At 55.2% G+C, this 23,026-nt stretch carries 18 protein-coding genes and 4 pseudogenes; 4 read left to right on the forward strand and 18 right to left on the reverse strand.

Annotated features, from left to right (window positions below; all coding sequences use genetic code 11):
• Positions 1-15: 15 nt before the first annotated feature.
• The 4 genes from ACMGGW_RS13805 to ACMGGW_RS13820 all read right to left on the reverse strand — a co-directional run bounded on the left by ACMGGW_RS13805 (position 16) and on the right by ACMGGW_RS13820 (position 4,646).
• Positions 16-927: a class I SAM-dependent methyltransferase gene (locus ACMGGW_RS13805; RefSeq protein WP_025303319.1), complete on the reverse strand. Its 912-nt coding sequence runs from the start codon at positions 925-927 to the stop codon at positions 16-18.
• Between the two features lie 14 nt (positions 928-941).
• Positions 942-1,898, reverse strand: coding sequence for a diiron oxygenase (locus ACMGGW_RS13810; protein WP_025303320.1), 957 nt, complete (start codon positions 1,896-1,898; stop codon positions 942-944).
• A 98-nt stretch (positions 1,899-1,996) separates the two neighbouring features.
• Positions 1,997-3,178 carry an MFS transporter gene (locus ACMGGW_RS13815; protein ID WP_049209473.1) on the reverse strand — a complete coding sequence of 394 codons (1,182 nt, stop codon included), beginning with the start codon at positions 3,176-3,178 and terminating at the stop codon, positions 1,997-1,999.
• Positions 3,179-3,482: 304 nt separating this feature from the next.
• Positions 3,483-4,646 (reverse strand): colicin-like pore-forming protein, encoded by a 1,164-nt coding sequence (locus ACMGGW_RS13820; RefSeq protein WP_342102036.1) that lies wholly within the window; start codon positions 4,644-4,646, stop codon positions 3,483-3,485.
• A 491-nt stretch (positions 4,647-5,137) separates the two neighbouring features.
• Here ACMGGW_RS13820 and ACMGGW_RS13825 point away from each other — a divergent pair, with 491 nt between their 5' ends.
• Positions 5,138-6,217 (forward strand): transketolase-like TK C-terminal-containing protein, encoded by a 1,080-nt coding sequence (locus ACMGGW_RS13825; protein ID WP_197832295.1) that lies wholly within the window; start codon positions 5,138-5,140, stop codon positions 6,215-6,217.
• Here the strand turns inward: ACMGGW_RS13825 and ACMGGW_RS13830 are convergent, their stop codons facing one another.
• Positions 6,218-6,655, reverse strand: coding sequence for a MarR family winged helix-turn-helix transcriptional regulator (locus ACMGGW_RS13830; protein WP_025303324.1), 438 nt, complete (start codon positions 6,653-6,655; stop codon positions 6,218-6,220). It lies immediately after the preceding gene.
• A 154-nt stretch (positions 6,656-6,809) separates the two neighbouring features.
• On the opposite strand from ACMGGW_RS13830, the gene aceE reads away from it, so the two are divergent.
• Positions 6,810-9,485 carry a pyruvate dehydrogenase (acetyl-transferring), homodimeric type gene (gene aceE / locus ACMGGW_RS13835; RefSeq protein ID WP_197765263.1) on the forward strand — a complete coding sequence of 892 codons (2,676 nt, stop codon included), beginning with the start codon at positions 6,810-6,812 and terminating at the stop codon, positions 9,483-9,485.
• Positions 9,486-9,512: 27 nt separating this feature from the next.
• Here aceE and umuC read toward each other — a convergent pair whose 3' ends face one another.
• From umuC to ACMGGW_RS13870, 7 genes and pseudogenes are all read right to left on the reverse strand, one after another.
• Positions 9,513-10,829: a translesion error-prone DNA polymerase V subunit UmuC gene (gene umuC, locus ACMGGW_RS13840; protein WP_197759093.1), complete on the reverse strand. Its 1,317-nt coding sequence runs from the start codon at positions 10,827-10,829 to the stop codon at positions 9,513-9,515.
• A gap of 205 nt (positions 10,830-11,034) precedes the next feature.
• Positions 11,035-11,721 carry an energy transducer TonB gene (locus ACMGGW_RS13845; RefSeq protein ID WP_160310833.1) on the reverse strand — a complete coding sequence of 229 codons (687 nt, stop codon included), beginning with the start codon at positions 11,719-11,721 and terminating at the stop codon, positions 11,035-11,037.
• A gap of 295 nt (positions 11,722-12,016) precedes the next feature.
• Positions 12,017-12,934, reverse strand: a complete 918-nt coding sequence (locus tag ACMGGW_RS13850) for a FecR domain-containing protein (RefSeq protein ID WP_038629539.1) — start codon at positions 12,932-12,934, stop codon at positions 12,017-12,019.
• Between the two features lie 17 nt (positions 12,935-12,951).
• Positions 12,952-13,464 carry a sigma-70 family RNA polymerase sigma factor gene (locus ACMGGW_RS13855; RefSeq protein WP_025303329.1) on the reverse strand — a complete coding sequence of 171 codons (513 nt, stop codon included), beginning with the start codon at positions 13,462-13,464 and terminating at the stop codon, positions 12,952-12,954.
• Between the two features lie 168 nt (positions 13,465-13,632).
• On the reverse strand, positions 13,633-16,170 hold the full coding sequence (locus ACMGGW_RS13860; protein ID WP_025303330.1) for a TonB-dependent receptor: 2,538 nt from the start codon (positions 16,168-16,170) through the stop codon (positions 13,633-13,635).
• 96 nt (positions 16,171-16,266) lie between these two features.
• Positions 16,267-16,695 carry a translesion error-prone DNA polymerase V autoproteolytic subunit gene (umuD, locus tag ACMGGW_RS13865; RefSeq protein ID WP_049209475.1) on the reverse strand — a complete coding sequence of 143 codons (429 nt, stop codon included), beginning with the start codon at positions 16,693-16,695 and terminating at the stop codon, positions 16,267-16,269.
• Between the two features lie 194 nt (positions 16,696-16,889).
• Positions 16,890-17,069, reverse strand: a pseudogene (locus ACMGGW_RS13870) (hypothetical protein); the annotation flags it as partial.
• A 21-nt stretch (positions 17,070-17,090) separates the two neighbouring features.
• Between ACMGGW_RS13870 and ACMGGW_RS13875 the strand changes: the two are divergent.
• A pseudogene (locus ACMGGW_RS13875) lies at positions 17,091-17,324 on the forward strand (resolvase); the annotation flags it as partial.
• 58 nt (positions 17,325-17,382) lie between these two features.
• Here the strand turns inward: ACMGGW_RS13875 and ACMGGW_RS13880 are convergent.
• From ACMGGW_RS13880 to ACMGGW_RS13905, 6 genes and pseudogenes are all read right to left on the reverse strand, one after another.
• Positions 17,383-17,754, reverse strand: a complete 372-nt coding sequence (locus ACMGGW_RS13880; protein WP_126502249.1) for a hypothetical protein — start codon at positions 17,752-17,754, stop codon at positions 17,383-17,385.
• A 75-nt stretch (positions 17,755-17,829) separates the two neighbouring features.
• Positions 17,830-18,285 (reverse strand): annotated as a pseudogene (locus tag ACMGGW_RS13885) (recombinase family protein); the annotation flags it as partial.
• 84 nt (positions 18,286-18,369) lie between these two features.
• Positions 18,370-18,615: a hypothetical protein gene (locus ACMGGW_RS13890; RefSeq protein WP_049295892.1), complete on the reverse strand. Its 246-nt coding sequence runs from the start codon at positions 18,613-18,615 to the stop codon at positions 18,370-18,372.
• A gap of 14 nt (positions 18,616-18,629) precedes the next feature.
• Positions 18,630-18,821, reverse strand: a pseudogene (locus tag ACMGGW_RS13895) (DNA polymerase V); the annotation flags it as partial.
• Positions 18,822-19,084: 263 nt separating this feature from the next.
• The gene (locus ACMGGW_RS13900) at positions 19,085-20,026 is read right to left on the reverse strand and encodes a LysR family transcriptional regulator (protein ID WP_025303334.1); all 942 of its coding nucleotides are present in this window, start codon (positions 20,024-20,026) and stop codon (positions 19,085-19,087) included.
• Positions 20,027-20,304: 278 nt separating this feature from the next.
• On the reverse strand, positions 20,305-21,249 hold the full coding sequence (locus ACMGGW_RS13905; RefSeq protein WP_025303335.1) for an alpha/beta hydrolase family protein: 945 nt from the start codon (positions 21,247-21,249) through the stop codon (positions 20,305-20,307).
• A gap of 877 nt (positions 21,250-22,126) precedes the next feature.
• Here ACMGGW_RS13905 and fdhD point away from each other — a divergent pair.
• The gene (fdhD, locus tag ACMGGW_RS13910; RefSeq protein WP_025303336.1) at positions 22,127-22,969 is read left to right on the forward strand and encodes a formate dehydrogenase accessory sulfurtransferase FdhD; all 843 of its coding nucleotides are present in this window, start codon (positions 22,127-22,129) and stop codon (positions 22,967-22,969) included.
• Positions 22,970-23,026 lie beyond the last annotated feature (57 nt).

The raw sequence follows: 23,026 nt of genomic DNA on the forward strand, positions 1-23,026 counted from the left end.
TACTCTTTTGGGTTATCAGGGTTTTACCGCCACGAGGATCGGCAACACGCCGCGTGAGCTGTAGTTGATATCTTTAACCGTGAACCCTGCCTGGGTTATCTGTTGCCTGATCTCTGCTTCTGAAGTGAAATTAAGGTAGGTAGCCTGAATAATGTCGCCAAAGATCGCGAACTCCTGCAAAAGGTCCGCCATTGGCGTTTCATATTTATCCCACTCCCCGGTGGGCGCGTTCTTTTCCGGCGGTGGCGTGAGGAAACTGAGCAACAAGGTTCCCCCTGGTTTTAATGCCTCGAAGAACCGACGATACAAAGCCACCAGCCTGTCCGGGTCAGACTCATACATATTCAGGCCGTTACTGGTAATCACATCGAAAGCGTTTTTTTCTTTTAACTCCCAGGCATTCTGCTGCGAGAATCGGCAACGGTTCGCCATGCCAACGCGCTTGGCCTTTTCGTTGGCGTGATAAAGTGACTCCGGGTCAAGATCAATGCCGGTCAATTGCACCGCGCCATGGCCGCTGTAATCCAAATCCAATAAATCATCCATCACCCCGCACGGGATTGAAGCCAGCGTCTCCGCCTGCGTAATCAACTCAGCCAGCAAGGTCTGATAACGGTAGTAACGCTCGCGCGCCCGGCACAGCAACGAGCGATTCAGAAGCCAGTCTTCCAAAACATGTTCGGCGGGTTTTCCGGCGGGATGCTGGAAAATGTAAGACGTCCAGTAGCCATTGAGGCCGCGGTTATGCAGGAGGAAACGACCAAGCTCAAACTCCGTCAATTGATCGACCAGTTCAAGATTTCTCTCTAATGGAAGAATAAGCGAATTGCTATTCCGTAAACGCGCTTTTATTTCATCGGCCAACATCTTTGTTTCAGTCAAATAGGCCAGTTTAGAATGTGTTTTATGCGAGGCGAAACTATCCATACCCATCTCCATGATTAAATTATCCAACCAATATTTTCGAATCCCTGGCGCACTATCGGCGAATTCAGAATGCCGGTTCGTTTCAAAGCCATTAGCACGTTTTTAACAATGGGGACATCAGGCGTCACTTCAAAACCGCGATAAACCTTATTGATTGACTCCCGGCTGGCTTCGCAATCATGAGTTATCTTCGATAACAGCTCAATGTTAAACTGTTTCTCTGATTCAACATTCAAATACATTTTTACGAAATCAGCGATCTGCCCGCCGATCATCGCCTGATCGTTTTCATCCAACCTCGTCCAGATATAGCCAAGTAATTCGAGAAAGAAAATATAGTGTCTGGACTCATCGTTCATATGGTCATTAACATAGTATTTAATCGATGGATGAACGCCGTCACTATTAAAGAACTCCACCAGCTCTCTCACCAGGGTCGTTTCGAAAATGCACACCGCAATGATCTCGAAAATGTCATGGCAGCGCTCAGGTAACCGTTTCATCACCTCTGTAACGGCCACATAGGCGTCAGAATCCGGGTAACTCAGCGCACCGAGATCGGCATCATGCTCTCTAAGTTGATTGATCATATGTCTGGCGATATAAACATGGTAATACTCATCGATGATGACGGTATAGGCATTCAATTTAATCTGTTCGTCAAATTTGACAGCGAGATCGCCGTAGATAATTTTATTGCATGCTGAGTTAATGAGTTTGATCTCAAGATTAACGATATCATTGAGGTATTTAAACAATGACTGAGTAAGTATTTTTGACTTCCTCTCATTGTCCATGCCGCTCATCATGTCAGCCAAAAATATCGGCTGATTCTCCTCGGGGAAAAATGCGCCAGGAATAGTAAAGTCGATAAATTTACCGGGGCGAGTTCTTATTGATGCGCGCTGTTCCCATTTATCAGTATAGGCGGCAGACAAACCGCCCTTCGAAACCATGGTTTCATTTTCCATAGATATTCTCCAGATGAAGGAATACATGTATTTAAAAAAGTCATGCCGATCCCGGCCAAATATAAATATTTAGCCGGGGGTCACGCGAAAACTATTATTTATTCTTCAGCTTTGCTTGGGGATGCCACGATACTCAACATAGACAACAACACGACAACGCCTATCACACTCGCCATCACATAGCTCATTTCCTCCGGCCGCCCGATAAAGACGTAGCTGGCCATCCCCGTGATAGCCACAACCAGCAGCGAGCGCATGCTCATGATATAGGAGGCCGCCACACCATAAATTTCCGGGTAGACACTCATGGAACGTGCGAACAGCGTCGGATAGCAGATAGAAAAACCGAAGCAGAACAGGCTCATCAGCAGGGTAATAGCCCAAGGCGTTGTCGCCGTCAGTAGAGCGAGAATGCTGACGATGGCTAACGCCATACCGATTTTCTCAGCGCGCCGATCGCCACCAAACGCGGCGATAATACGGGCGGAAAAGAGACTGGGGATTGAAAATGACGCCACGATAATAAAAAAGTGAACGACAAATGCCGACAGCGAGAACGCAAAGGTTTCACGGTAAAGAAAAGCGCTGGAGGCGATGAATACCATATAAGCAGCAAAGAAAAGTGAAGGAATCAACGATAATCGCATGAATTGGAAACTCGCCGTCAGCCGGGCATAGCTTCCCACAATGGCTTTGAGATCGAATGGCGTTTTTTCTTTCTTCGTCTCCGGCAGGAACAACAATTCCAGCAGTACCGCCGCTGCGGTGATCACCGCGACAACCGCATAGTTTCCTCTCCACCCCCAATGCTCATTAATCCAACCACCGGCGATCGGCGCTAGCGACATGAAAATCGAGATACAGGCATTAACCAGACCGATCATGCTGTACATGGCCGCCCCTTGATAACGGTCTGCGATGATCGCGTAAGCCACTACCACCGGCGTGCAAGCCCCCAACCCCTGAATAAAGCGGGACAACATCAAAAGATCGATTGAAGTGGCGTAGGTACATCCCAGAGCACCTAACAGCATGATAGCCCCACCGATCAACATGGTTTTGCGTCGACCAATCGACTCTGACAGTGGGCCATAAATCAACGCGCCAAACACAAATCCCAAGAAGTTATAGGTGATCGTACGCTGAATATGCCCTTCAGAAACACCGAAACTGGCAGCCATATCCGGAAAGCTGGGAACGGACATATCCACTTCAATACACCCAGCCAATAAGGAAACCACAAGGATAAAGGGCAGAGGCACCCACTTTCCTGTCAACATATCCATACTCCAACAGAACATTAATCCGAATGTTAATAACCATGAACAAACTAGGAGAACAATTGTTATATGTAAATATCACTAATGAATAAAGGATGATAAATAGTGTTTTACGTGAAGAAAATCACATAACAGGAAGAAAAATAATGAAATTATCCGATGACGGGGAGATGGCTACATAAGACGAACTACACAGATAAAAATCATCAACTTAAGAACTACATGAGACATGCTAATGCATTGTTCAGGGCGCGTTCATACCCCATAAAAGAGGGGGCATGCCCCCTCTTCTATCATGAGCTTGTTACATCTCGAGGATGAATTTTTCCAGTTCTCCTGCAAGGGCCGCATCGATATAGCTGGTGGCCCAGCCAAACAGGTAAGCGAAGGCGAAAATGCCCACCGTCGACGACACCAGCGTCGGCGCGAAAAACGCGGCGATAACGGAGAGCGTATACCCTGCGCCGATCGACAACCCGAGCGCTTCGAGCTGGTTGCGGAACGCTTTCCAATTGCCGGTAGAGAAACCTTCAATCGTGGCGTTTACCAGATCCGCGCCCTTGATCGCCCAGTCCACCCCGGTGAAGACCTTGCCCAATACCCGCGCATTGCGGGCATACTGTTCCGCATCGATCATTTTCAGCCAGGCGACAATCGCCGCTTTGTCCTGCGCCTTGAGCTTTTTGTTCAGGCCCTTCGTCAATTGCTCGTAGGTTTTCTCCGCATCTTGCACGTTGCGGATATATTTTCCTTGAATTCCCGCCTCCAAATCCTTGGCGAGTTTGGCGTATTTCGCGCCGATCTTTTCCGCGATATCTTTATTGATACCTGCGGCCAGGCTGACGCCATCCTTGATGGCTTTTAATTCCGCATTTTGATATTCGACGAAGTCCTTAACGATCGTTTTTACCGAGCCGGGCGATTTTACCGGCTTGCCGTTGGCATATTTCACCTCCATGGCATTCAGGTTATCCCCTCTCACCACGGCGATAAACGCGGGCCGGTTCTTATTGGCCTTATAGTAGAGGCTGTAGGTCGCCACTCCGTCTTGCTTTTCCACCTTCAAATGATGAAAACCGTAGTAACTCCCGGTCGTGCGGGTCGTCGAGAATTCGCCGGTTTTGCCGTTGCCATGCCAGCCGCTGACAGGCCGATCGCGATGCGAGTCTGTCACGAAACTGCCTAACGAAGAGGCGCCGATCTGCCCGGCATTCAGGCCATTGTTGTCGCCTTTGCCAGGGGTTGAGGGCTTTCGCGCATGGCCGGTTTCGATATCCCCGATCGCCACTGTCACCCCCTTGGCGTTGACTCCCATCACCAGTCCCCCCAGGCCAATGTGCTTCGCCTGATCGGCCGTCAAACCGGTGGCGGAAAGGCTCAGCGTGCCGGATGGGCTGACGCTTTCAATATGCAATTTCGCATCCGGGTTAATTCTGCGCGCCGCCTTAATCACCGCCGCCAGCTTCATGCGCAGCGCCGGATCGTTTTGGATCGCCGCTATCTGTTGCTGTTCCGGGCTGTTGCCAACGCCGGCGCCGCCGCGATCGCGATCGCCGGAATGGCCTTTATCGCCACCCCCCGGCTCTGGGCCCGTACCGCGTTCAGAACTCCAATTAGTCCCATCCCCTTTGCCACCATAATTAAATCCAGGCATATGCTTTCATCCTTATTTCGTTTTATTTTTAAGATGCCGATATCCTCGTTTAGCGTTCACTAACGCGTGCCTGAGTAATATTGGCAAACCGTTTTTAGCTGCCCGCCATTTATAAAAAAACGCAGAAATAAGGACAACGGATGACGGCTGTCTGGTCGGTGAAACAAATAGGCTCCCTTCCGCAGAACCTGAATATACCGCCGCAGGTCACGCCTGGACGGCGGCGGCCTGTTCAGAAGTCATTGGCATACGCCATGAATTGCAATTACAATCATCGCACTTGCAACTAAAAAAGGGTACTCCGCATGTCGCCTCAACGTATAACACTGCCCGCCGCCTCGGCCAGAACCCAAACCCTGGCCGAAGCCTGTATCCGCAAGATGACCTCCGTCAGCCAAAAAGCCGGCGCCTCGCGCCCTTCTTCCAGCGCCTGGACGGCGCAAACGCTGGACGAACTTAACGCCAGCGGCGACATCTGGCTTATCGACGGCAGAAGGCGCACCGAGCCACCGAGTTCCCACTACGCCACCGCCTGGCCGCTCTGGTTTGACCATCAATCAGAGCGTTATGAGAAGCCGCTGTTTTACTTCGTCAACACGCCCTCGGTGGACATGCTTCGCGGGCTTGAGCCGGAAACCAATCGTAAAGGGATTTTCATCAGCGATGCGGATACTGGCAGTGCCGATTTGCCCAAAGGCGTTCAGGCCTGGTTCCCGCTTCAGCTCACGGCCATGCCGGGCTGGTTGCCTTTCGATCCGGCCAATGCCCGAGAAACCGGCGCGATACTCCATCACGCCCTCCACGCGCTCTATCTGGAGGGAACGAGGAAGATGGTGTATCTCGCGACCAACGCAGACAATGGCCCCCTCTCTTCAGGGGAACCGTTTGTCGCAGAACAGGCGTTCAAGGGAATGTATCGTGTCGCCGCCGCGGCAGACTCGCCGTTGCAGGTTCGTCTGTGCGGCGCTGGCCGAGCGCTCGCCCGCGTTCAGCAGGCGGCCAAGGTCTTGAAAAACTGGGGGATTGCGTCTGAAATCTGGAGTTGCCCCAGCTACACGCGGTTGGCGCAGGACGCCGAACTCGCCGACATGCAGCGCCAGGACAGCGGCGGCGAATGCCATCTGAAAACGTGCCTGGGTACCGGGAATGCCCCCGTCGTCGCCGTTACCGACTACTCGCACCTGATTGCCAATCAGCTCAGGCGATTCATTCCCGCGCGCTTTGCCGCGGTGGGCTCAGATTCACGGGTGCGCGGCGAAATCCACTACCCGCAGGCGGAATGGATTGCGCTCTGCGCCCTTAAACTGCTGGCCGACGAGCAGAAAATCCCTTCGGCGCTGATCGCCGATGCGCTGCGCGTTCTGCACATCACGCCCGATGCCTGATCACTCTCTGGCCAGCTGCATCGCATTGTTCAACGCGTCGGAGAAGCGTGCGACCTCTTCTTCGCTGAACTGGTTGAGAAAGTGGGTGTTGACCACCGAACGGTAGATCTCCCACATCTTTTTCCGCAGGGCCTTGCCTTCCTCGGTGATAGTCGCGAAGGAGGCCCGGCGATCGTCATCCGATCGAAAACGCGTGACCAGCCGCTCTTTTTCCAGGCGATCCATCAGGCGGGTCAGGTTGTAACGCTCAATCACCAACACGTCCGCCAGCTCATGCATGCGGCGTGTGCCGTTTTCCCCGCTTTCCAATCCCCATAACACGTCATACCAGGCGTAAACCGGCAGCCCCGCTTCCGACAACTTCGCCTCTATCTTTCTGATCATCGCCCGATGCGCGCGCACAAAGGAGAACCACAGGTCGGGTTGTTTATCTGTCATGTCATTTTTCTCGTCAAAACCGGTGAGTTGCAATTGCAATTGTAAAGGGATAGAGTGGCTTTCGCCATTGTTGCATTTGCAACTCTTGCACTTGCAATTCACTGAATCCCTGTATCGCTCAGCGCCTTATCAGGTAAGTACATTTGGAGCTTTTATGAACCAACCTGCGGTAAAAGCAGATCTCGACCCACAAGAGACGGCTGAATGGCTTGAGGCATTTGAAGGTGTCACTGACATCGACGGCCGTGAACGCGCGCATTTTTTGTTGGAAAGAATGGCCGAAGCCGATCAGCGAAAACACGGTGATTTCTTCAGCCTGGTCACCACGCCCTACGTGAATACGATCCCGGCCTATAAGCAACCGACGTATCCCGGCGATCTGGCCGCTGAAGCGCGCATCAATGCGTTTATTCGCTGGAACGCCATGGCGATGGTGCTGCGTGCCGGCAAACATTCTAACGTCGGCGGGCATATCGCCACCTACCAATCGGCCGCGGTGCTTTACGATGTGGGGTTCACGCACTTCTTCCGTGGGCGCACCGATGATTTCGCCGGCGACATGGTGTATATCCAGGGCCATTCCGCCCCCGGCATTTATGGCCGCGCCTATCTCGAAGGCCGCATCGACGAGGAGCTGCTCGACAACTTTCGCCGCGAATCCGCGCGCCGCGGCCTCTCCTCCTACCCGCACCCGCGGCTGATGCCGGATTTCTGGCAATATCCCACCGTTTCGATGGGGTTGGGGCCGCTGACCGCCGCCTACCAGGCGCGCTACATGCGCTATCTGGAATACCGCGAGTTGAAACCGCACCAGGGGAGAAAGGTGTGGGCGTTTCTCGGCGACGGCGAGATGGATCAGCCGGAATCGCTGGCGGCGATTGCGCTGGGCGGGCGAGAAAAACTCGATAACCTGATCTTCGTCGTGAACTGCAACCTGCAACGGCTGGATGGCCCCGTGCGCGGCAACGGCAAGATTATTCAGGAGCTGGAAGGCACCTTCAAAGCCGCCGGCTGGCAGGTGATCAAGGTGATCTGGGGCAGCGGCTGGGACAAACTGCTGCAAAAAGACCGCTCCGGGCTGCTGATGCAGCGCATGATGGAGTGCGTCGACGGCGATTACCAAACCTTCAAGTCGCAAAGCGGCGCCTATGTGCGGGAGCACTTCTTCGGCAAGTATCCGGAATTGCTCGAGCTGGTCGCCGACCTGAGCGACGATGAGATCTGGGCGCTGCACCGCGGCGGCCACGATCCGCAAAAGGTGTACGCCGCCTACCATCAGGCGGTGCATACCCCGGGCAGGCCGACGGTGGTGCTGGCCAAAACCGTCAAAGGGTTTGGCATGGGGGAAGCCGGTGAAGGGCAGAACATCAACCACCAGCTGAAAAAAATGAGCCAGGATGCGGTGAAAGCCTTCCGCGACCGTTTAGGGCTGACCATCTCCGACGCCCAACTGGCAGAGATCCCTTACCTGAAGCCCGAACCCGACAGCGCGGCGGCGAAGTACATCACCGCGACGCGCACCGCGCTGGGCGGCTACATCCCTGCCCGCTTCGGCCAATCCGCTCCGCTGGCGATACCGGAACTATCGCGCTTCGACGGCCTCCTGAAGGGCAGCGGCGAACGCAACATGTCGACCACCATGGCTTTCGTTAATATCCTCGGCACGCTGCTCAAAGACGTCAACATCGGCAAACTGATCGTGCCCATCGTGCCGGACGAGTCGCGCACGTTCGGCATGGAAGGCCTGTTCCGCCAGATTGGCATCCATTCCTGGCTCGGCCAGCTGTATACCCCGCAAGACGCCGGGCAGCTCAGCTACTATAAAGAGGCCAAAGACGGCCAGATTTTGCAGGAAGGCATCAACGAATCCGGTGCGATATCGACCTGGATCGCCGCCGGCACCGCCTACAGCAACCACGATGTCGCGACGATCCCGTTCTATATCTTCTACTCCATGTTCGGGCTGCAACGGGTGGGCGATCTCGCCTGGGCGGCGGCCGACGCACGCACCAAGGGTTTCCTGCTCGGCGCCACCTCCGGCAGAACCACCCTGATGGGCGAAGGCTTGCAGCATGACGACGGCCACAGCCACGTGCTGTCTTCGGTGATCCCCAGCTGCGTCTCCTACGATCCGACCTATGCCTATGAACTCGCGGTGATCGTCCAGAGCGGCATGCGCAGGATGTTCGTTGAACAAGAGGATATTTACTACTACATCACCTTGCTCAACGAGGGCTACCCGCAGCCGCCGATGCCGGCGGGCGTGGAGGACGGGATTATCCAGGGCGCCTATTTGCTCAAACAGAGCGAAACGACAAACCAAGAGAGCCCGCGCGCTCAGCTGGTCGCCAGCGGTGCCATCATGCGCGAGGCGCTGGCGGCGGCGGAGCTGTTGGCGGCGGACTTTGGCGTCGCCAGCGATATCTGGAGCGCCACCAGCCTGAGCGAGCTGCGCCGCAACGGCATGGCGGCCGAACGCTGGAACCTGCTGCATCCGGAAGAACCGCCGAAAGTTCCTTATATTCAGAGCCTGCTGGCGGCGCATCCCGGCCCGGTGGTGGTGGTGACGGACTATATGAAGATCGTCGGCGATCAGATCAAACCGTTCTTGCCCGACCGCACCTTTATCGCCTTGGGCACCGACGGCTTTGGTCGCTCGGACACCCGCGAGGCGCTGCGTGAGTTCTTCGAGGTCAACCGCCATTTCATCGCGCTCGCCGCGTTGAAACTGCTGGCTGACGAAGGCCGTATCGCCCGCAGCGAGGTCAACCGCGCCATGGCGCTGTATGGCATCGCCCCCGATAAGCCGGATCCGGCGGCGGTGAAGTAACACTCAGCCTACCCACGCCGCCGGTTGTCACCCGCGGCGTTTTTCTTCCTTCGATTCGGCGGAGCACGGCGCCCGCTCCCCCAGCCGCACCACCGGAATGTCCGCCAGCCGGGTGGTGTAGGCCGGCGACAGCATGTCGCGCTTCATTTGCCACGGCTTGACGATCCCCTGCCCGGCGAACCACACGCGCCCGCGCCCTTCCTGATTCAGGCGATCGAGGGTCGCCATCAGCCGCTCGCTGTTGCGGCGCGGCGGGCACTCGTCGAACAGATCGATCTGTGCCATGGCGGCGGCGCTGAAATCTCCCAGCACCACGCCGCCCTTCAGGTAACGTCGCCCCTCCTGCCAGATGCTTTCCAGCGCACGTACCGCCATGGCGATGATGTCGCGGCTGTCATTGCTCGGGGTTTGCAGCCGGGCGGTGCCCATATTGCTGTAATACCCTTCGCCCGCCGAATGCGGGCTGGTTTTGATAAATACCGACACGTTGCGGCAATAGCGCTTTTCCTGCCGCAGCTTTTCGGCGGCGCGTTCGGCGTAGCTGCAGATCGCCTCGCGCATGTGTGGGTAGTGCGTCAGCCGCTGGCCGAACGAGCGGGAACAGATGATCTGCTCTTTGGCGGCCACCTCATCTTCCCACTGCAGGCACGATTCGCCGCGCAGCTCGCGTATCGTGCGCTCCAGCACCACGCTGAAGGTTTTACGCGCCAGCCGGGTATCGCAGTCCGCCAGCTGTAGCGCGGTGTGAATACCCATCGCCTGCAGTTGGCGAGTCAGGCGGCGCCCCACGCCCCACACCTCTTCCACCGGAAGCAACGCCAGCAGTTTGCGCTGGCGCGCCGGATCGGATAAATCCACCACGCCGCCGGTGCCGCGCCATTTCTTGGCGGCGAAGTTGGCCAGCTTGGCCAGCGTTTTGCTCGGCGCAATGCCGACCCCGACCGTCAAATGCAGCTCGCGCCGGATGCGATCGCGCACCCGCTGGCCGAATGGCTCCAGCGCCTCGCAGTGCGCCACGCCGTCCAGCCGCAGAAAGGCTTCGTCCAGCGAATAAATCTCCACCGCCGGCGCCATCTCTTCCAGCGTGTCCATCACCCGGCGGGACATGTCGGCGTACAGCGCGTAGTTGGAGGAGAACACCGCAACGTTGCGGCGGCGCATTTCCTCTTTGATTTTGAAATAAGGCGCCCCCATCGGCACGCCCAATGCCTTCGCCTCGGCGCTACGGGCGATCACGCAACCGTCGTTGTTGGACAGCACGATCACCGGCCGCCCGCGCAGATCGGGCCGAAAGATGGTCTCGCAGGAAGCATAGAAACTGTTGACGTCTACCAGGGCGAACATGGCTACTGCCCCTTCATCGCCAGAGGCCAGACTGGCGTTATCGTCAGTGGGTTGTTATTCATAACGGCACCAGGTTACTGTTCATGCATACAGTATTTGTATTTTTCTGGCGACGATCAAGTAGAAACCACCTCATCGCTGCTATCCGTTTGATGCACTTTGGCTTTTAACTCAGCCCTCCGTTTACCTGGAGCCGAGTTTTTCATTAACGGCGAACTTCACGCAGATCGAAACGAATCGGAATGGTCACGCTGAATTCCGCCTGCCCCGCTGCGATCTCGTTGCCGGGTGCGGGCAGTGGAGAAGCGCGCTGCGGTAACTGAAGCGCCTCCCGATCGAGCGAAGCAACGCCGCTCGATCGCAATAGCTTCACGCCCAGCACGTTTCCCTGTCGATCCAACGTCACGGCAACCTGAACAATACCCTGGCGCTGCTGGCGTACCGCCAGGGCGGGATAGCGTTTGAAACGGCTCAAATGCGCCAACAGCAGGCCGCTCCAGACCGAGGCATCCTGACTCGGCTGCGACGCCACGCTGGTTTGCGGCGCGGCAACACGCTTTCCATCCAGAGACGGCGGCGCGCTGGTGCTTGATGCTCTTGAGTTTGCAGACGCCATTTTTTCCTGTTCTTCTTGCCTTGGGCGCGGCGGTTCCGTCTTCGGTTTGATGGGGTCGTTCCGTTGCCCTTTGGCCTTGCTCTGCCGCTCCGTTGCACGCGGTGCATGAATCAGCGGAGGCATCGCCGCCTCCGGTTCCCGATTGGCCTGCCGTTGCGCCACCGCCTGCACCTGGCGCACGCCGGTTGGCATCGGTTCCGTGTTGGGTGTCGATTCAGCCGGCTCGGCAACCATCATCAACACCATCGGTTGTGCCGCAGGCAGCAACGGTGGCATCAGGTGATAACCGAGCCCAAACCACAACGCACCATGCAGACCCAACGCCAACACATTGGCGGTAGCCCAGCGCCATCGCCCGCCTGTAGGGGGTAAAGAGAAATCGCCAGATAATACGTTGTGATTGAACATAGGGAACGGTACTCAGGTTAAGCGTAAAACAGACCAACGTACGCAGCGGTCAACGGCAGTCGGGGTATGTCAGAAAGGTCGTTTAGGCACGCGGCACCGGGCAGGTAACGAAAAAGAACAGGTCAATAGAAAAGGAAATGCCCTAATGGCAGAGTAAAAAACTTTAGGATACGGTGATGAAGTATTTTGACAGCATATTTACCCTAACCGGCAACGCGCCGGGCAGCGCCGCGATGACGCGCTCGGGGTCAGCCAGCGGGAACGCACCGGAGAGCCTCAGGCCGGCGACCTCCGGCCGGCAGCGAATAACGCCCTGACGATAACGCCCCAGTTCCATCAGGAAGTCGTCCAGCCGCATGTTGTCGGCCAGCAGCATGCCTTGCCGCCAACCGGGCTCTTGCGTCACGCGATACGGTTCGCCAATGCCTTGCCGGCTTAACCTGCCGCCCTGACCGGCGTTGAGCACCGCGTTCCGATGCGCCGGTGAAAGGATCGTGACCCGGCCAAGATAAACGGCGATATCACTGTAAGTTTCCCACAGGCGAATGCTGAAGCGAGCAGCCTGCACCATGAGCTCGCCCTGCGGCAATCTCACCGTCAACGCACCGCTTTCCGGCGGCAGATTCACCATCATTTCGCCTTCCAGCAATGTGGCCTGCTGACGGCTGACGTTGACCGCCGTTTGCGTGTTCAGCATCAACTGCGCGCCATCCGCCAACGCGACGGTTTGCTGTTCCCCCACCGCCGTACGGTAATCCGCCAGCCAGGGGCGCCATGGCAGCGCGCCCGAACCGACACCAACCGTCCCCACCACGCCGATGGCCGCCAGGCTTCTCAATAACCGGCGACGTTGCGGGTTCGGCAACTGCGACAGACTACGCTGCGCCGCCGCCCCGTTAAGCAGAGAAAAACGGGATGAAAACGCGGCGATATGCCGCCAGGCGCGTTCATTTTCCGGTTTCGCCTGATACCAACGTCGCCAGTTTTCCCTATCCGCGTCGCTTGCCTCTTCCGACATCAGCTGCGTTAACCACGCGGCGGCCTCTCGCGCGCTCTGCCGATCGATATCCGATTCCATCATGGGTTCCGCACCTGCCGTTACGCCGCCAATGCAAAGAAACAGTGCAAATTAGCGCGCTGCAGATATTGTTTCACCGAGCTGGTCGACACCCGTAAACGTTCAGCGATGTCGCAATAACGCATGCCCTGCAGGTGCGCCAACAGGAAAGCCTCGCGGACGTGCGCCGGCAATCCGTCCAACGCCTGATCCAACTGTTCGAGCATTTCGAGGGTTTGTTGACGAACTTCCGGCGAGGGCGCCTCGATCGCAGGCAACTCGCTCAAGGCCTGCAGATAGCTCTCTTCGATTGTTTTACGCCGGTAATAATTCGCCACCAGCCGGCGTGCTACGGTCGCCAGGAAGGGGCGTGGTTGCCGAATGGCGAGCAACTGCGGGCTCAGTAAAATACTGATGAAAGTATCCTGCGCCAGGTCTTCGGCGTGATGCGCACACCCAACCTTCTGTCGCAGCCAATGGCATAGCCAACTGTGATGCTCAAGGTAAAGCTGTTGAGCAAACCCGTTGGCTGCCGCGGCCTCTTTCCTTGCCATTCGGTGACACCAATTGATAATGAGATTGAAAATGATAATTATTATTATTTTAAAATTGTAACTTCTGTGTCAAGCGATTGCTGATGATTTATAAACGGCGAAAAAGTAGGGAAATACGGGGGAGGAAACGTGAAAAGGGGCCTAAATGGCCCCCTGCAGACAGGATCGTCAAAAACGCTGACTGACGCTGAACTTGATGTTGCGCCCTACGCCAGACACCGATTCGCCCAGGTAAGGGTAATAATCGCGGTTGAACAGGTTGTCCACCGCCACGCGGGCTTCGAAGCCGTGCAAACCGCTGGGCTGCCACGAGGCGAACAGGCCGTGCAATGCATAACCCGAGGTTTTCGGCAGGGCCCAGACAACGGCCATCGGATCGCCGTCGGCCGGTGAACGATCCTGTTTACGTACGAAATCGCCGGTCCAGCCGAAGGCCATGTCCCACTGCGGCACTTTCATGCCCAGCATCGCGTGTGCCGTAACGGGTGGAATTTCGGCAATCCAGGTTTCGTTGCCCCACGGATCGCGCGGTGAAGCGTCGCGTTTGCCGCGGATCGAGGAGAACGACAGGCTGCCGAACAGGCTTTCGCTGTCATAAAACGATTCGAGCTCCACGCCCTCAATGGTATAGCCCGGCAAGTTGCGATAGTTCGACAACGGTTGCCCACATTGGCCCCCGTGCCGTGCGGCGTCACACACTACGCCGCGACGATAGAAAATCTCGTCCTTGCCGCGATTGCGGAACAGCGTAGTGCGGATCTGCAGGCTGTCCCGCGCCATCAACACATCGTTGAAGTCCAGCACCGCGCCGAGACGAACGCCCGTCATGCGTTCCACCTGCAGGCCGCGGCTGGTACCGGGCACGCTGGAAGCAGCGTATTGCACTTCGTACTGTTCGTCGATCACCGGGGCGCGCCAGGTGCGGCTAACGTCGGCAAACAGGGACAGATTCGACGTCGCTTTCCACATCACGCCCAAATGCGGCGACCAGCCGGTATAGGTCACGCTGCTGTAATCATGGCCCACGAGCGGATCGCTGTCGTTATAGCGCGGCGCCCGGTTCGGTTGCCCGGTATTGGTCACATGATCGTAACGCACGCCCGGCGTCACGGTCAGGCTGCCGAAGCTGACCGCATCCTGCAGATAAACGCTGCGGGTTTCCTGTTCGCCCGCCGGCATGTAGTACGGCTGGAAATAGCCGTAGTTGTAACTGGCGTTTTTCACCTGCGAAGGGTAATACATCAGGGTATCGCGCTGATGTTTATGCCAACGCGCACCGAGCAACAGCTTGTGCTCCAGCGGACCGCTGGCGAAACGGCTTTCATTGCTGACGTCAAACTGCCGATCGGTATAGTTCACCCAACTTTCATTGCCCAGCGTACCGAGATAGCTGAACTTTGAAGCGGAATCCGGCCGCTTGTCATGCTGCTCGGTCTTCGAATAGGCGTAAGACAGCGTCAGATTCAGCAACGGCTGCGCTTCCGGCGCCAGATTCCATTTCACCGAGTAATTGGTGTCTGTCTGGTCGCGATACACCAGAATGCGGCGCCACGCTTCTTCCCGGCCATATTTATCGATATCCGCCTGGCTGGGCGCGGCGATATCGTCCCGCTTGGCGGCAAAAGGCTGCCAGCCATCGGAATCGGATCGCATCGCCGACAGCGTCAGCGTTTGCGCCTCGCTCAGATAAATATTGGTTTTTAACAGGTAGGAAGCCTGATCGTTGGCAGAATAGGCAAAACGCGTGCCGTCCGGCCGCTTCAGGTTGCCGCCGTCACGCTTGCTCATGTAGAGCAAACCGTCGGCGGATCCTTCCGGCGTACGACCGTACAAGGCACCGCTGTAAATGCCCTGACGATCGTTGGTGTGGTAGCTGTACTTCAGCAAGCCGCCAAAATCTTCGCCCGGCAGCAGCATGTCCCCAGCATCTTTGGTCTCCAGCGTAATGGTCCCGCCAAAGCCGCCATTGCCGTTCAACAGATTGTGCGGCCCCTTATCGACCTCAACCTTTTTCAGCAGTTCGGGTTCGATGAATACCGAGCCCTGCCGATATTTCTCAAATCCCTTCGGCGCCCCGTCCAGCACGACCTTCACATCTTCCATGTCCCCCATGCCCCAGATATTCAGGCTTTGGCCACCCGGGCGCGGCGAGCCCGCCATCCCTACGCCAGGCAAGCGATCAAGCAAACTGGCGATATTGTCAGCCTGCACGCGTTCGATGTCTTCTTTATCCAACACCGAACGGCCGGCGGCGACGCTGTCGGACAAACCGCCGACCACCGACAGTTCCGGTATCGTCAACGGCTGAACCGGCCCGGCGTCGACCAACCGATATCCCTGTGCGGTTTGCTGAGCGCGCAATCCGCTGCCCGCCAACAGCGTATCGAACGCGTCGGTGAGGCGATAATGCCCCTGCAGGCCCGCGGTGTTTTTTCCACGCGTCTGTTCGGGCGTGAAAATCACTATCACGCCGGCCTTAGCGGCCGCCGTCTGCAAGGCGGGCGCCAGGTCACCGGCGGGAATGGCGAAAGGCAGGATAGCGGACTGCTCGACCGCCGCCGGTGGCACCGACGCACCGGGCGCCGCCATCGCGGAGGTGAGCATGCCCGATAATGCGCACCCTACCCCGATAGCGACCCGCTTCCCGGCGGTACGTTTGGCTGATGTGAACGTACGCCCTGCGCCGTTCTTGTTTTTTATGGCCATGAAGGATTCCCCTGAGTGTAATGAACTGGAAACTCAGTAGAGAGGTCACGCCAACGAAAAGATCGGGCAGAAAAAAAATGAAAAAAAGGGCCGAAGTCACCGGGCCGCGTAGACGATAAAGGTCACCACGCCGAAGATCTCCAGTTGCGCTTCGTCGTCGAACACGATCGGCGCGTAGGCGGGGTTCATCGGCAACAGCCGCACATCGGGGTGACGCTGCAGTTTTTTGACGGTGAATTCGCCGTCCACCGCGGCGATCACGATATTGCCGTGCTCCGGCGTCAGGGCGCTGTCGACAATCAGCAGATCGCCATCCCGGATATTGCCGTCGATCATCGATTCGCCGCTGGCGCGCACGAAATAGGTGGCGTTGGGGTGCCGCACCAGCAGCTTGCCGATGTCCAGCCGACCTTCGACATAGTCTTGCGCCGGGGAAGGAAAACCGCAGGCCACGCGATCGGCAAACAGCGGTAACGTTAGGGGTTCACCTGGTGAAAAAGCATACAACCTTGAATTACTCAGCATAATCACAACCAAACTGTATATTTATACAGTAAAGCATAAACAAAACGCGAACGCGTGCAACCCCCTATCCCCCTGCGGATCGCGCTTTCCCGCGTAATATAATAATTTTCTGAGCGATTTTTTTTTACGCCTGCTAAGTGTTTTACTGCCCCTTGCACACACGTTATCCACCAAAACTGTGGATAATGCGGCACTCAGACCGTTGGCGTATCGATGGGCAGGATGAGTGAGGGATTGTCATTGCGAACGGCGCCGACGGCGGGCGATACCGGTTGCCAGACGAAATCCTCTGCCTGCAGGCTGTACACGTCAGCCTGCATTTGACCAGAGGGCGGGACTAAGCGGGTGTCGAGCCAGTCGCGCGCGGCCGTCGGTCTCTGCTGCGTACAGCGCCGCAAAGAACAGCGGCAGGCCTTGCCTCAGCAAGAGCCCACAGGAGGAACGGCGGACGGCCTTACAAAATGACGCCAATAAAATTGCGACTGGCAATGGCATCAATGGGACGGCCAGAGACGAAAGTCAGTACGTTATGCCAGGAGCTTGGGATAACCCGACAAACGCTGTACCGCCACATTTCCCCTGATGATCCACTGCGAGCTGACGGTATAAAGCTGCTCAACCGGGGATAATTTTAGCGGACGGAAAAATCTGGGGTTCCGGCGTAGAACCCCGAATAAGGAATAATCCTTAATTCATTTCAGGATTATTAATTCCATCTAAAACCTCTCGGCAATATTCTTTTTTATAGGCTTCATCATTACTTAATGACTTAACCAAAAAATCAGCATTTTTCCAACCATTATCCCAATGCGTATCGAATCCTGACTGTTCATACTTTAATGTTCTAGTTAATGAGTCTTTTATTTGTTTTTTATATTTATCAATTTTCTCATTGGTTGCCCCACAAACATCATGTGCAACACGAGCATTTGAGCCAGAAAAACCTATTGCTGAAATTGCCATCGCTTCATTTGATTTGTCGAAATCATTCGCATATGCCACAGCATTAGATAAAGCGAATATGACAAGAGCAGGTATGATTTTTTTGTATGAAATCATCTTTCACCTCTAACTCATTGATTGTTCATGGGGTCAGTTGGGATATCGAAAATTATTGTACATTAAGGCTGCTTTTTAATCAGTCTCAACTTCTTTATAGAAGGCCTGAATGCGACAAACTTGGGAAGTACTGTAGCCTGTCGCGTCTGCTGTTTCTCGGATGCTCAGTTTCTTAATCTGTCGGTAGTACAGGACTTTCTGATGTCGTTCCTGATCTGCCTGCTTTCCCCGGTATCTACCCAACGTATGCGCCCGTTCAATTCCCTGCTTTTGCCGTTGGCGGCGACTCAACCAGTCCTTATGTGACATCGCGGCCATCAGGTCGATTAGCATGTTATTGATGGCGGTTATTACTGCACGGGTGATCGGGCCCGCCTGTGCAGGATCTTTCTCTGACAGCGCCTGCCATGAGGTAGGGACATCCAGGCTGACAATCCGTAACTCATGCTGCTCAATCTGCTTTTTCAACGTCATCCAGTCACTGTTGCTGAGACGGGTCAGGCGGTCTATCTGCTCAACCAGCAAAATATCAGTTACCGTTTGGGGGCGGCCAGCACAATCAGCATCCGTCGCTGCAGCGGCGACGGCCGGCGGACGTTAACCGTTGCCACGATGTCACTCCTCTCTCTTATAGATGAGGACATGCAGGCGCAGCCGGTCGGCATCAACACGTTCATCCATTATTGTGCCCGGATAGCCCTGCAGCGCCAGACCGTACCAGAAACTCAGAATGACAGAAGCCTTACCCAACTCTAGGGTGTAACCCATCCCGCCCTGGTTCAGATTGCATTTTTTAATCGCATCTTCTGCTTCCCGGGTCAGCTGCGCATAGCTGAGTGAAAAATTCAGTGCCTGATCCATCCTGCTCGCTCCATCTCTCCGCTGGCGCGCACGAAATAAGTGGCATTAGGATGCCGCACCAGCAGTTTGCCGATATCCAGCCGGCTCTCGACATAGTCCTGCGCCGGGGAGGGAAAACCGCAGGCCACGCGATCGGCAAACAGCGGTAACGTCAGGGGCTCAACTGGTGAAAAAGCATACAACCTTAAAGTACTCAGCATAATCATAACCAAGCTGTATATTTATACAGTAAGGCATAAATAAAACGCGAACGCGTGCAACCCCCCTATCCCCCTGCGGATCGCGCTTTGCCGCGTAATATAATAATTTTCTGAGCGATTTTTTTTTACGCCTGCTAAGTGTTTTACTGCCCCTTGCACACACGTTATCCACCAAAACTGTGGATAACCTGGCACTCGCCCCCACGGCATATCGATAGCCATGGTGAGTCATGCACTGTCATGGCGAACGGTGCCGAAGACCGTGATATTCAGCGATTAATCGGCGTGTTATCCCGTACCGCGCCCTTCTTCGTAAGCCACGGTGCGAGCTGCTCGGTTATCCAATCCATGAATACGTTAACTTTACGGGACAAATTATGACGATGCGCGACGACGAACCAGAACTTCATCGGCTCAGGCTCACAATCAGGCAGAATCTGCAGCAGCTCGCCACGCTCGACGTGGTTATGCACGCCAAGCATCGGTGACTGGATTAAGCCAATCCCCGCCAACCCAGCAGCAATAAACGACTGCGCATTGTTCAGCTTCAGCGATCCTGGCAGATTTAAATATTCATATTTACCGTTTTTCAGGTAGTCCCAGCCCATCGGCTTACTACCAATATTCGGCGTATAGTGCACGGCCACATGCTGATACTTGAGAAGGTCATCGATACTGTATGGCGTGCCTTTTCTCGCCAGATAATCCGGGCTGGCGAGGTTGAATACGGGCATTTCTCCAATCAGTTTCGCCACCAGGTTCTTATCGTAAACGGCACCAGCCCGGACAACGCAGTCGAAGCCTTCCTGTACCAGATCCACCCGCCGGTCGGTGCAAGATAATTCCAGCGTAATGCCGGGATAGCGGGAAAAAAAATCGGGGAGTTTAGGGATAATAATGCTGTTGGCTATATCCGTAGGCATATCCACCCTCAGCTTGCCTTTCAGTTCCGTCCTTTCGACAAACATCGTCTGCAGGTCATCTACCGAAGAGAGTATTTCTACTGCGCGTTCGTAAAACGCCAAGCCGTCTTCCGTCAGATGCACTGCCCTGGTGGTTCGATGTAACAGGCGTACGCCAAGCACGTCTTCCAGCTGGCGGATAACAATGGAAATTCGACTCTTATTCACCCCCAGATCGTCTGCCGTTTTTGTGAAGCTGCAGGTCTGGGCCACACGCAAAAAAATCCTCAGATTTTCCAGGGTATTCATGCGATATCTCCTAACGTTTTGCATATTCATGGGGAGGTCCAGACGTTATGCCACCGCAAAATATTATCCAGAACGACTATTCCGTCACAACCAGAAATAAATATATTAATTGAATAACAAAAAAAAGAAAGAAAAGCACCGCCAAAACGAGCGATGCCCTAGGAGAATTCCGTGAAATAAAAAGGTGATGGCGAAATGCAGTTTTTATAACTCCATGTGGACACACTCACTTATTCATCACATTAAAAATAAATACTGCTTAAAAGATCCATTCACCCTCAGTTCATGTAATTATTGAACCAGTCCAACATCAGCTTTGGCTCGCGTTGGAAGTACAGATAACCATCCCAGCGGTGGGTGGTATTACGGATCCAGTGCAGCTGTTTCTCTTTAACCGGCATGCTGTCGAAAATGTTCTGCACATCGGATGGCCGGGTCATCACGTCGTCATGTACCTGATAGATGAAGGTGGGAACGCTGGTGTTGGTCCGCGCAGGCACGGAAGGATCCATGTCATCCAGATGGAAACTGGTGACCATCGCCAGACGTTCGTCAATTTCATCAAGACGGTCCGGGATACCGGCCAATTCCGTCGCGACGCCGACGGCGGCACGCATGGAAATCGGCTGTGGCATAACCACACAACGGACATCATTGAACTGCTCCGGATATTTCGCCATCGCAAAGAACGTCGCGTTACCGCCCATGCAGCGACTGAACAAACCGATTTTCTTTCCTTTCAGGTCAGGACGGCTGCGGACATAGTTCAATGACCCCACGACGTCGCGCGCTTCCAGCACGCCGATGCTGCCGATACCGCCGTTAGCTTCGCCGCTCAGACCCAGATTGCGCAGGTCGTAAGCCAGTACGTTGTAGCCTGCATCGTGCAGAATTTTATAGTCCGGCAGGAAGCTGAAAGCAAAATCGTTACCGCCTGCAGCGCCGATGGAACGCCACGGCTCGCGGTCGGCAGGCAGGCCAGTCCGGCTGCACCACACAGGGTGGTTACAGATGATGACCTTGTCGGAACCTACGCAAGGGATGAACCACGCTTCCAGCGGCACGCCGTCCAACGCTGGGAAAAAGACGTCTTCATACTGCAAGCCGAAGTCAGTGGGTTTGCCGATGACCGGAGAACGGATAGGTTTACTGAAAATAGCAACCATGCTTTCAACGATGGCATCGGCTTCTTCACGGCTTGGCGTAGACGTTGTCTGTGTCATGATATTGTGCTCCATTTATAATATATTGGTTAAAGTGCATATTAGTTAATCAATAGTTCGCAGATGCGCTGTATTGCTTAGCTGAGATGGATACTAGTAAGGATATTGTTTGCGATAAATAGCAAAAATATAAACGTATTGTTTCACTAAACAACAACAATAGGGGGCGATGAGAAAAAGACAGAAGCAGCAATCAAACAGAGGCTGACCTCAGCGATAATAAAAAAAATCACTTACACCAATAACAAGTCACAAGTCACAAGTCATTATTAATAACGCCAAAAAATTCCATGACGTAAAAACCCACATAAAATGCCGACAACGTTTCAATTTGATAAGTCAGCGGCTCATTTGAAATCACGGTGACTATATCGATAGGGTTATGTTCACTCTGGTGGCTTGTCAGAAGAAAAAGTGCCGCGGCTGTTCAAGCGCAGACTCGCCGCAATGCCGCATCGTCGAGTACCAATTTTGACATTTTTGCACCGGCGCTTAATCACGTAAGGCTCATTGCCAGAGCAAACGACGACAGGATAAACCTGCTGATTAAAAAATGCGCCTCTCCTCCATGCCCCCTGACTTTCTAAAGCACTGTATTTTAATACCGTCATTGTGTTCGTGGCGCAAAGCGGCATCCATCGCCAAAAGTCGCCATACGCTGCAGTCCTCTGCGTAATATAATAATTTTCTTAGCGATTTTTTTACGCCTGCTAACGGTTTCACTCTGCCTTGCACACACGTTATCCACCAAAACTGTGGATAACCTGCAGGGCGTGATTCCCTACGCGAGCGGGATCAGAATCCTGTATAATCCCCACACCTGCTAATAAGAATTCATCCCCGTCGGCGCCTCGTCACCGACAGTCACGAGAACGTTATGAACAAGCACCTACTCCTCGCAGAAACCGACGATATCAAACAGGAATGCCTGTCGCGCCACGCGGTCTGGCAGCGCAACGATCTGGCTCAGGCGCAACAGGATTGGCTGGCGGAAGAAGTACCGGTCGCCCTGGTGTACAACGGCATTTCCCACGTGGTGATGATGGCGACGCCGAAAGATCTGGCGGCCTTCGCCATCGGTTTTTCGCTGTCCGAAGGCATTATCGCCTCCCCCGACGACATCTACGACATCCGCCAGCAACCGGCCTGCAACGGCATTGAAGTGCATGTAGAACTCTCGAGCCGCCGCTTTATGCAGCTGAAAGAGAAGCGCCGCAGCCTGGCCGGCCGCACCGGCTGCGGCGTCTGCGGGGTGGAACAGCTGCAGGAGGTTGCTCAGCCCATCGCACCACTGCCTTTCACGCAACGTTTCGATTTGGCGCTGCTCGACCGGGCGTTAGCGCAGCTGCAGGAGGTGCAAACGGTAGGAAAACTGACCGGCTGCACCCATGCGGCGGCCTGGATCCAGCCGGACGGCGCGCTCAGCGGCGGATGTGAAGACGTCGGCCGCCACGTGGCGCTCGACAAGCTGCTGGGCTACCGCAGCCAACAGGCGTGGCTGCAGGGTGCGGCGCTGGTGTCGAGCCGCGCCAGCTATGAAATGGTGCAAAAATCCGCCATGTGCGGCGTCGAGATCCTGTTCGCCGTTTCCGCCGCCACCCGCCTGGCGGTGGAAGTGGCCGAACGCAGCAACCTGACGCTGGTGGGCTTCAGCAAACCGGGGCGCGCCACCGTTTATACGCATCCGCAGCGGCTCTGGCAATCGACAACGGCGGCCTAACGCCGCCGGATAAGAATCGACTATTCTCAATAGCAGGACACCAGGAAGCACCCACGT

The organism is Serratia sp. BNK-4 (assembly GCF_048685115.1).
Lineage (GTDB): Bacteria > Pseudomonadota > Gammaproteobacteria > Enterobacterales > Enterobacteriaceae > Serratia > Serratia bockelmannii.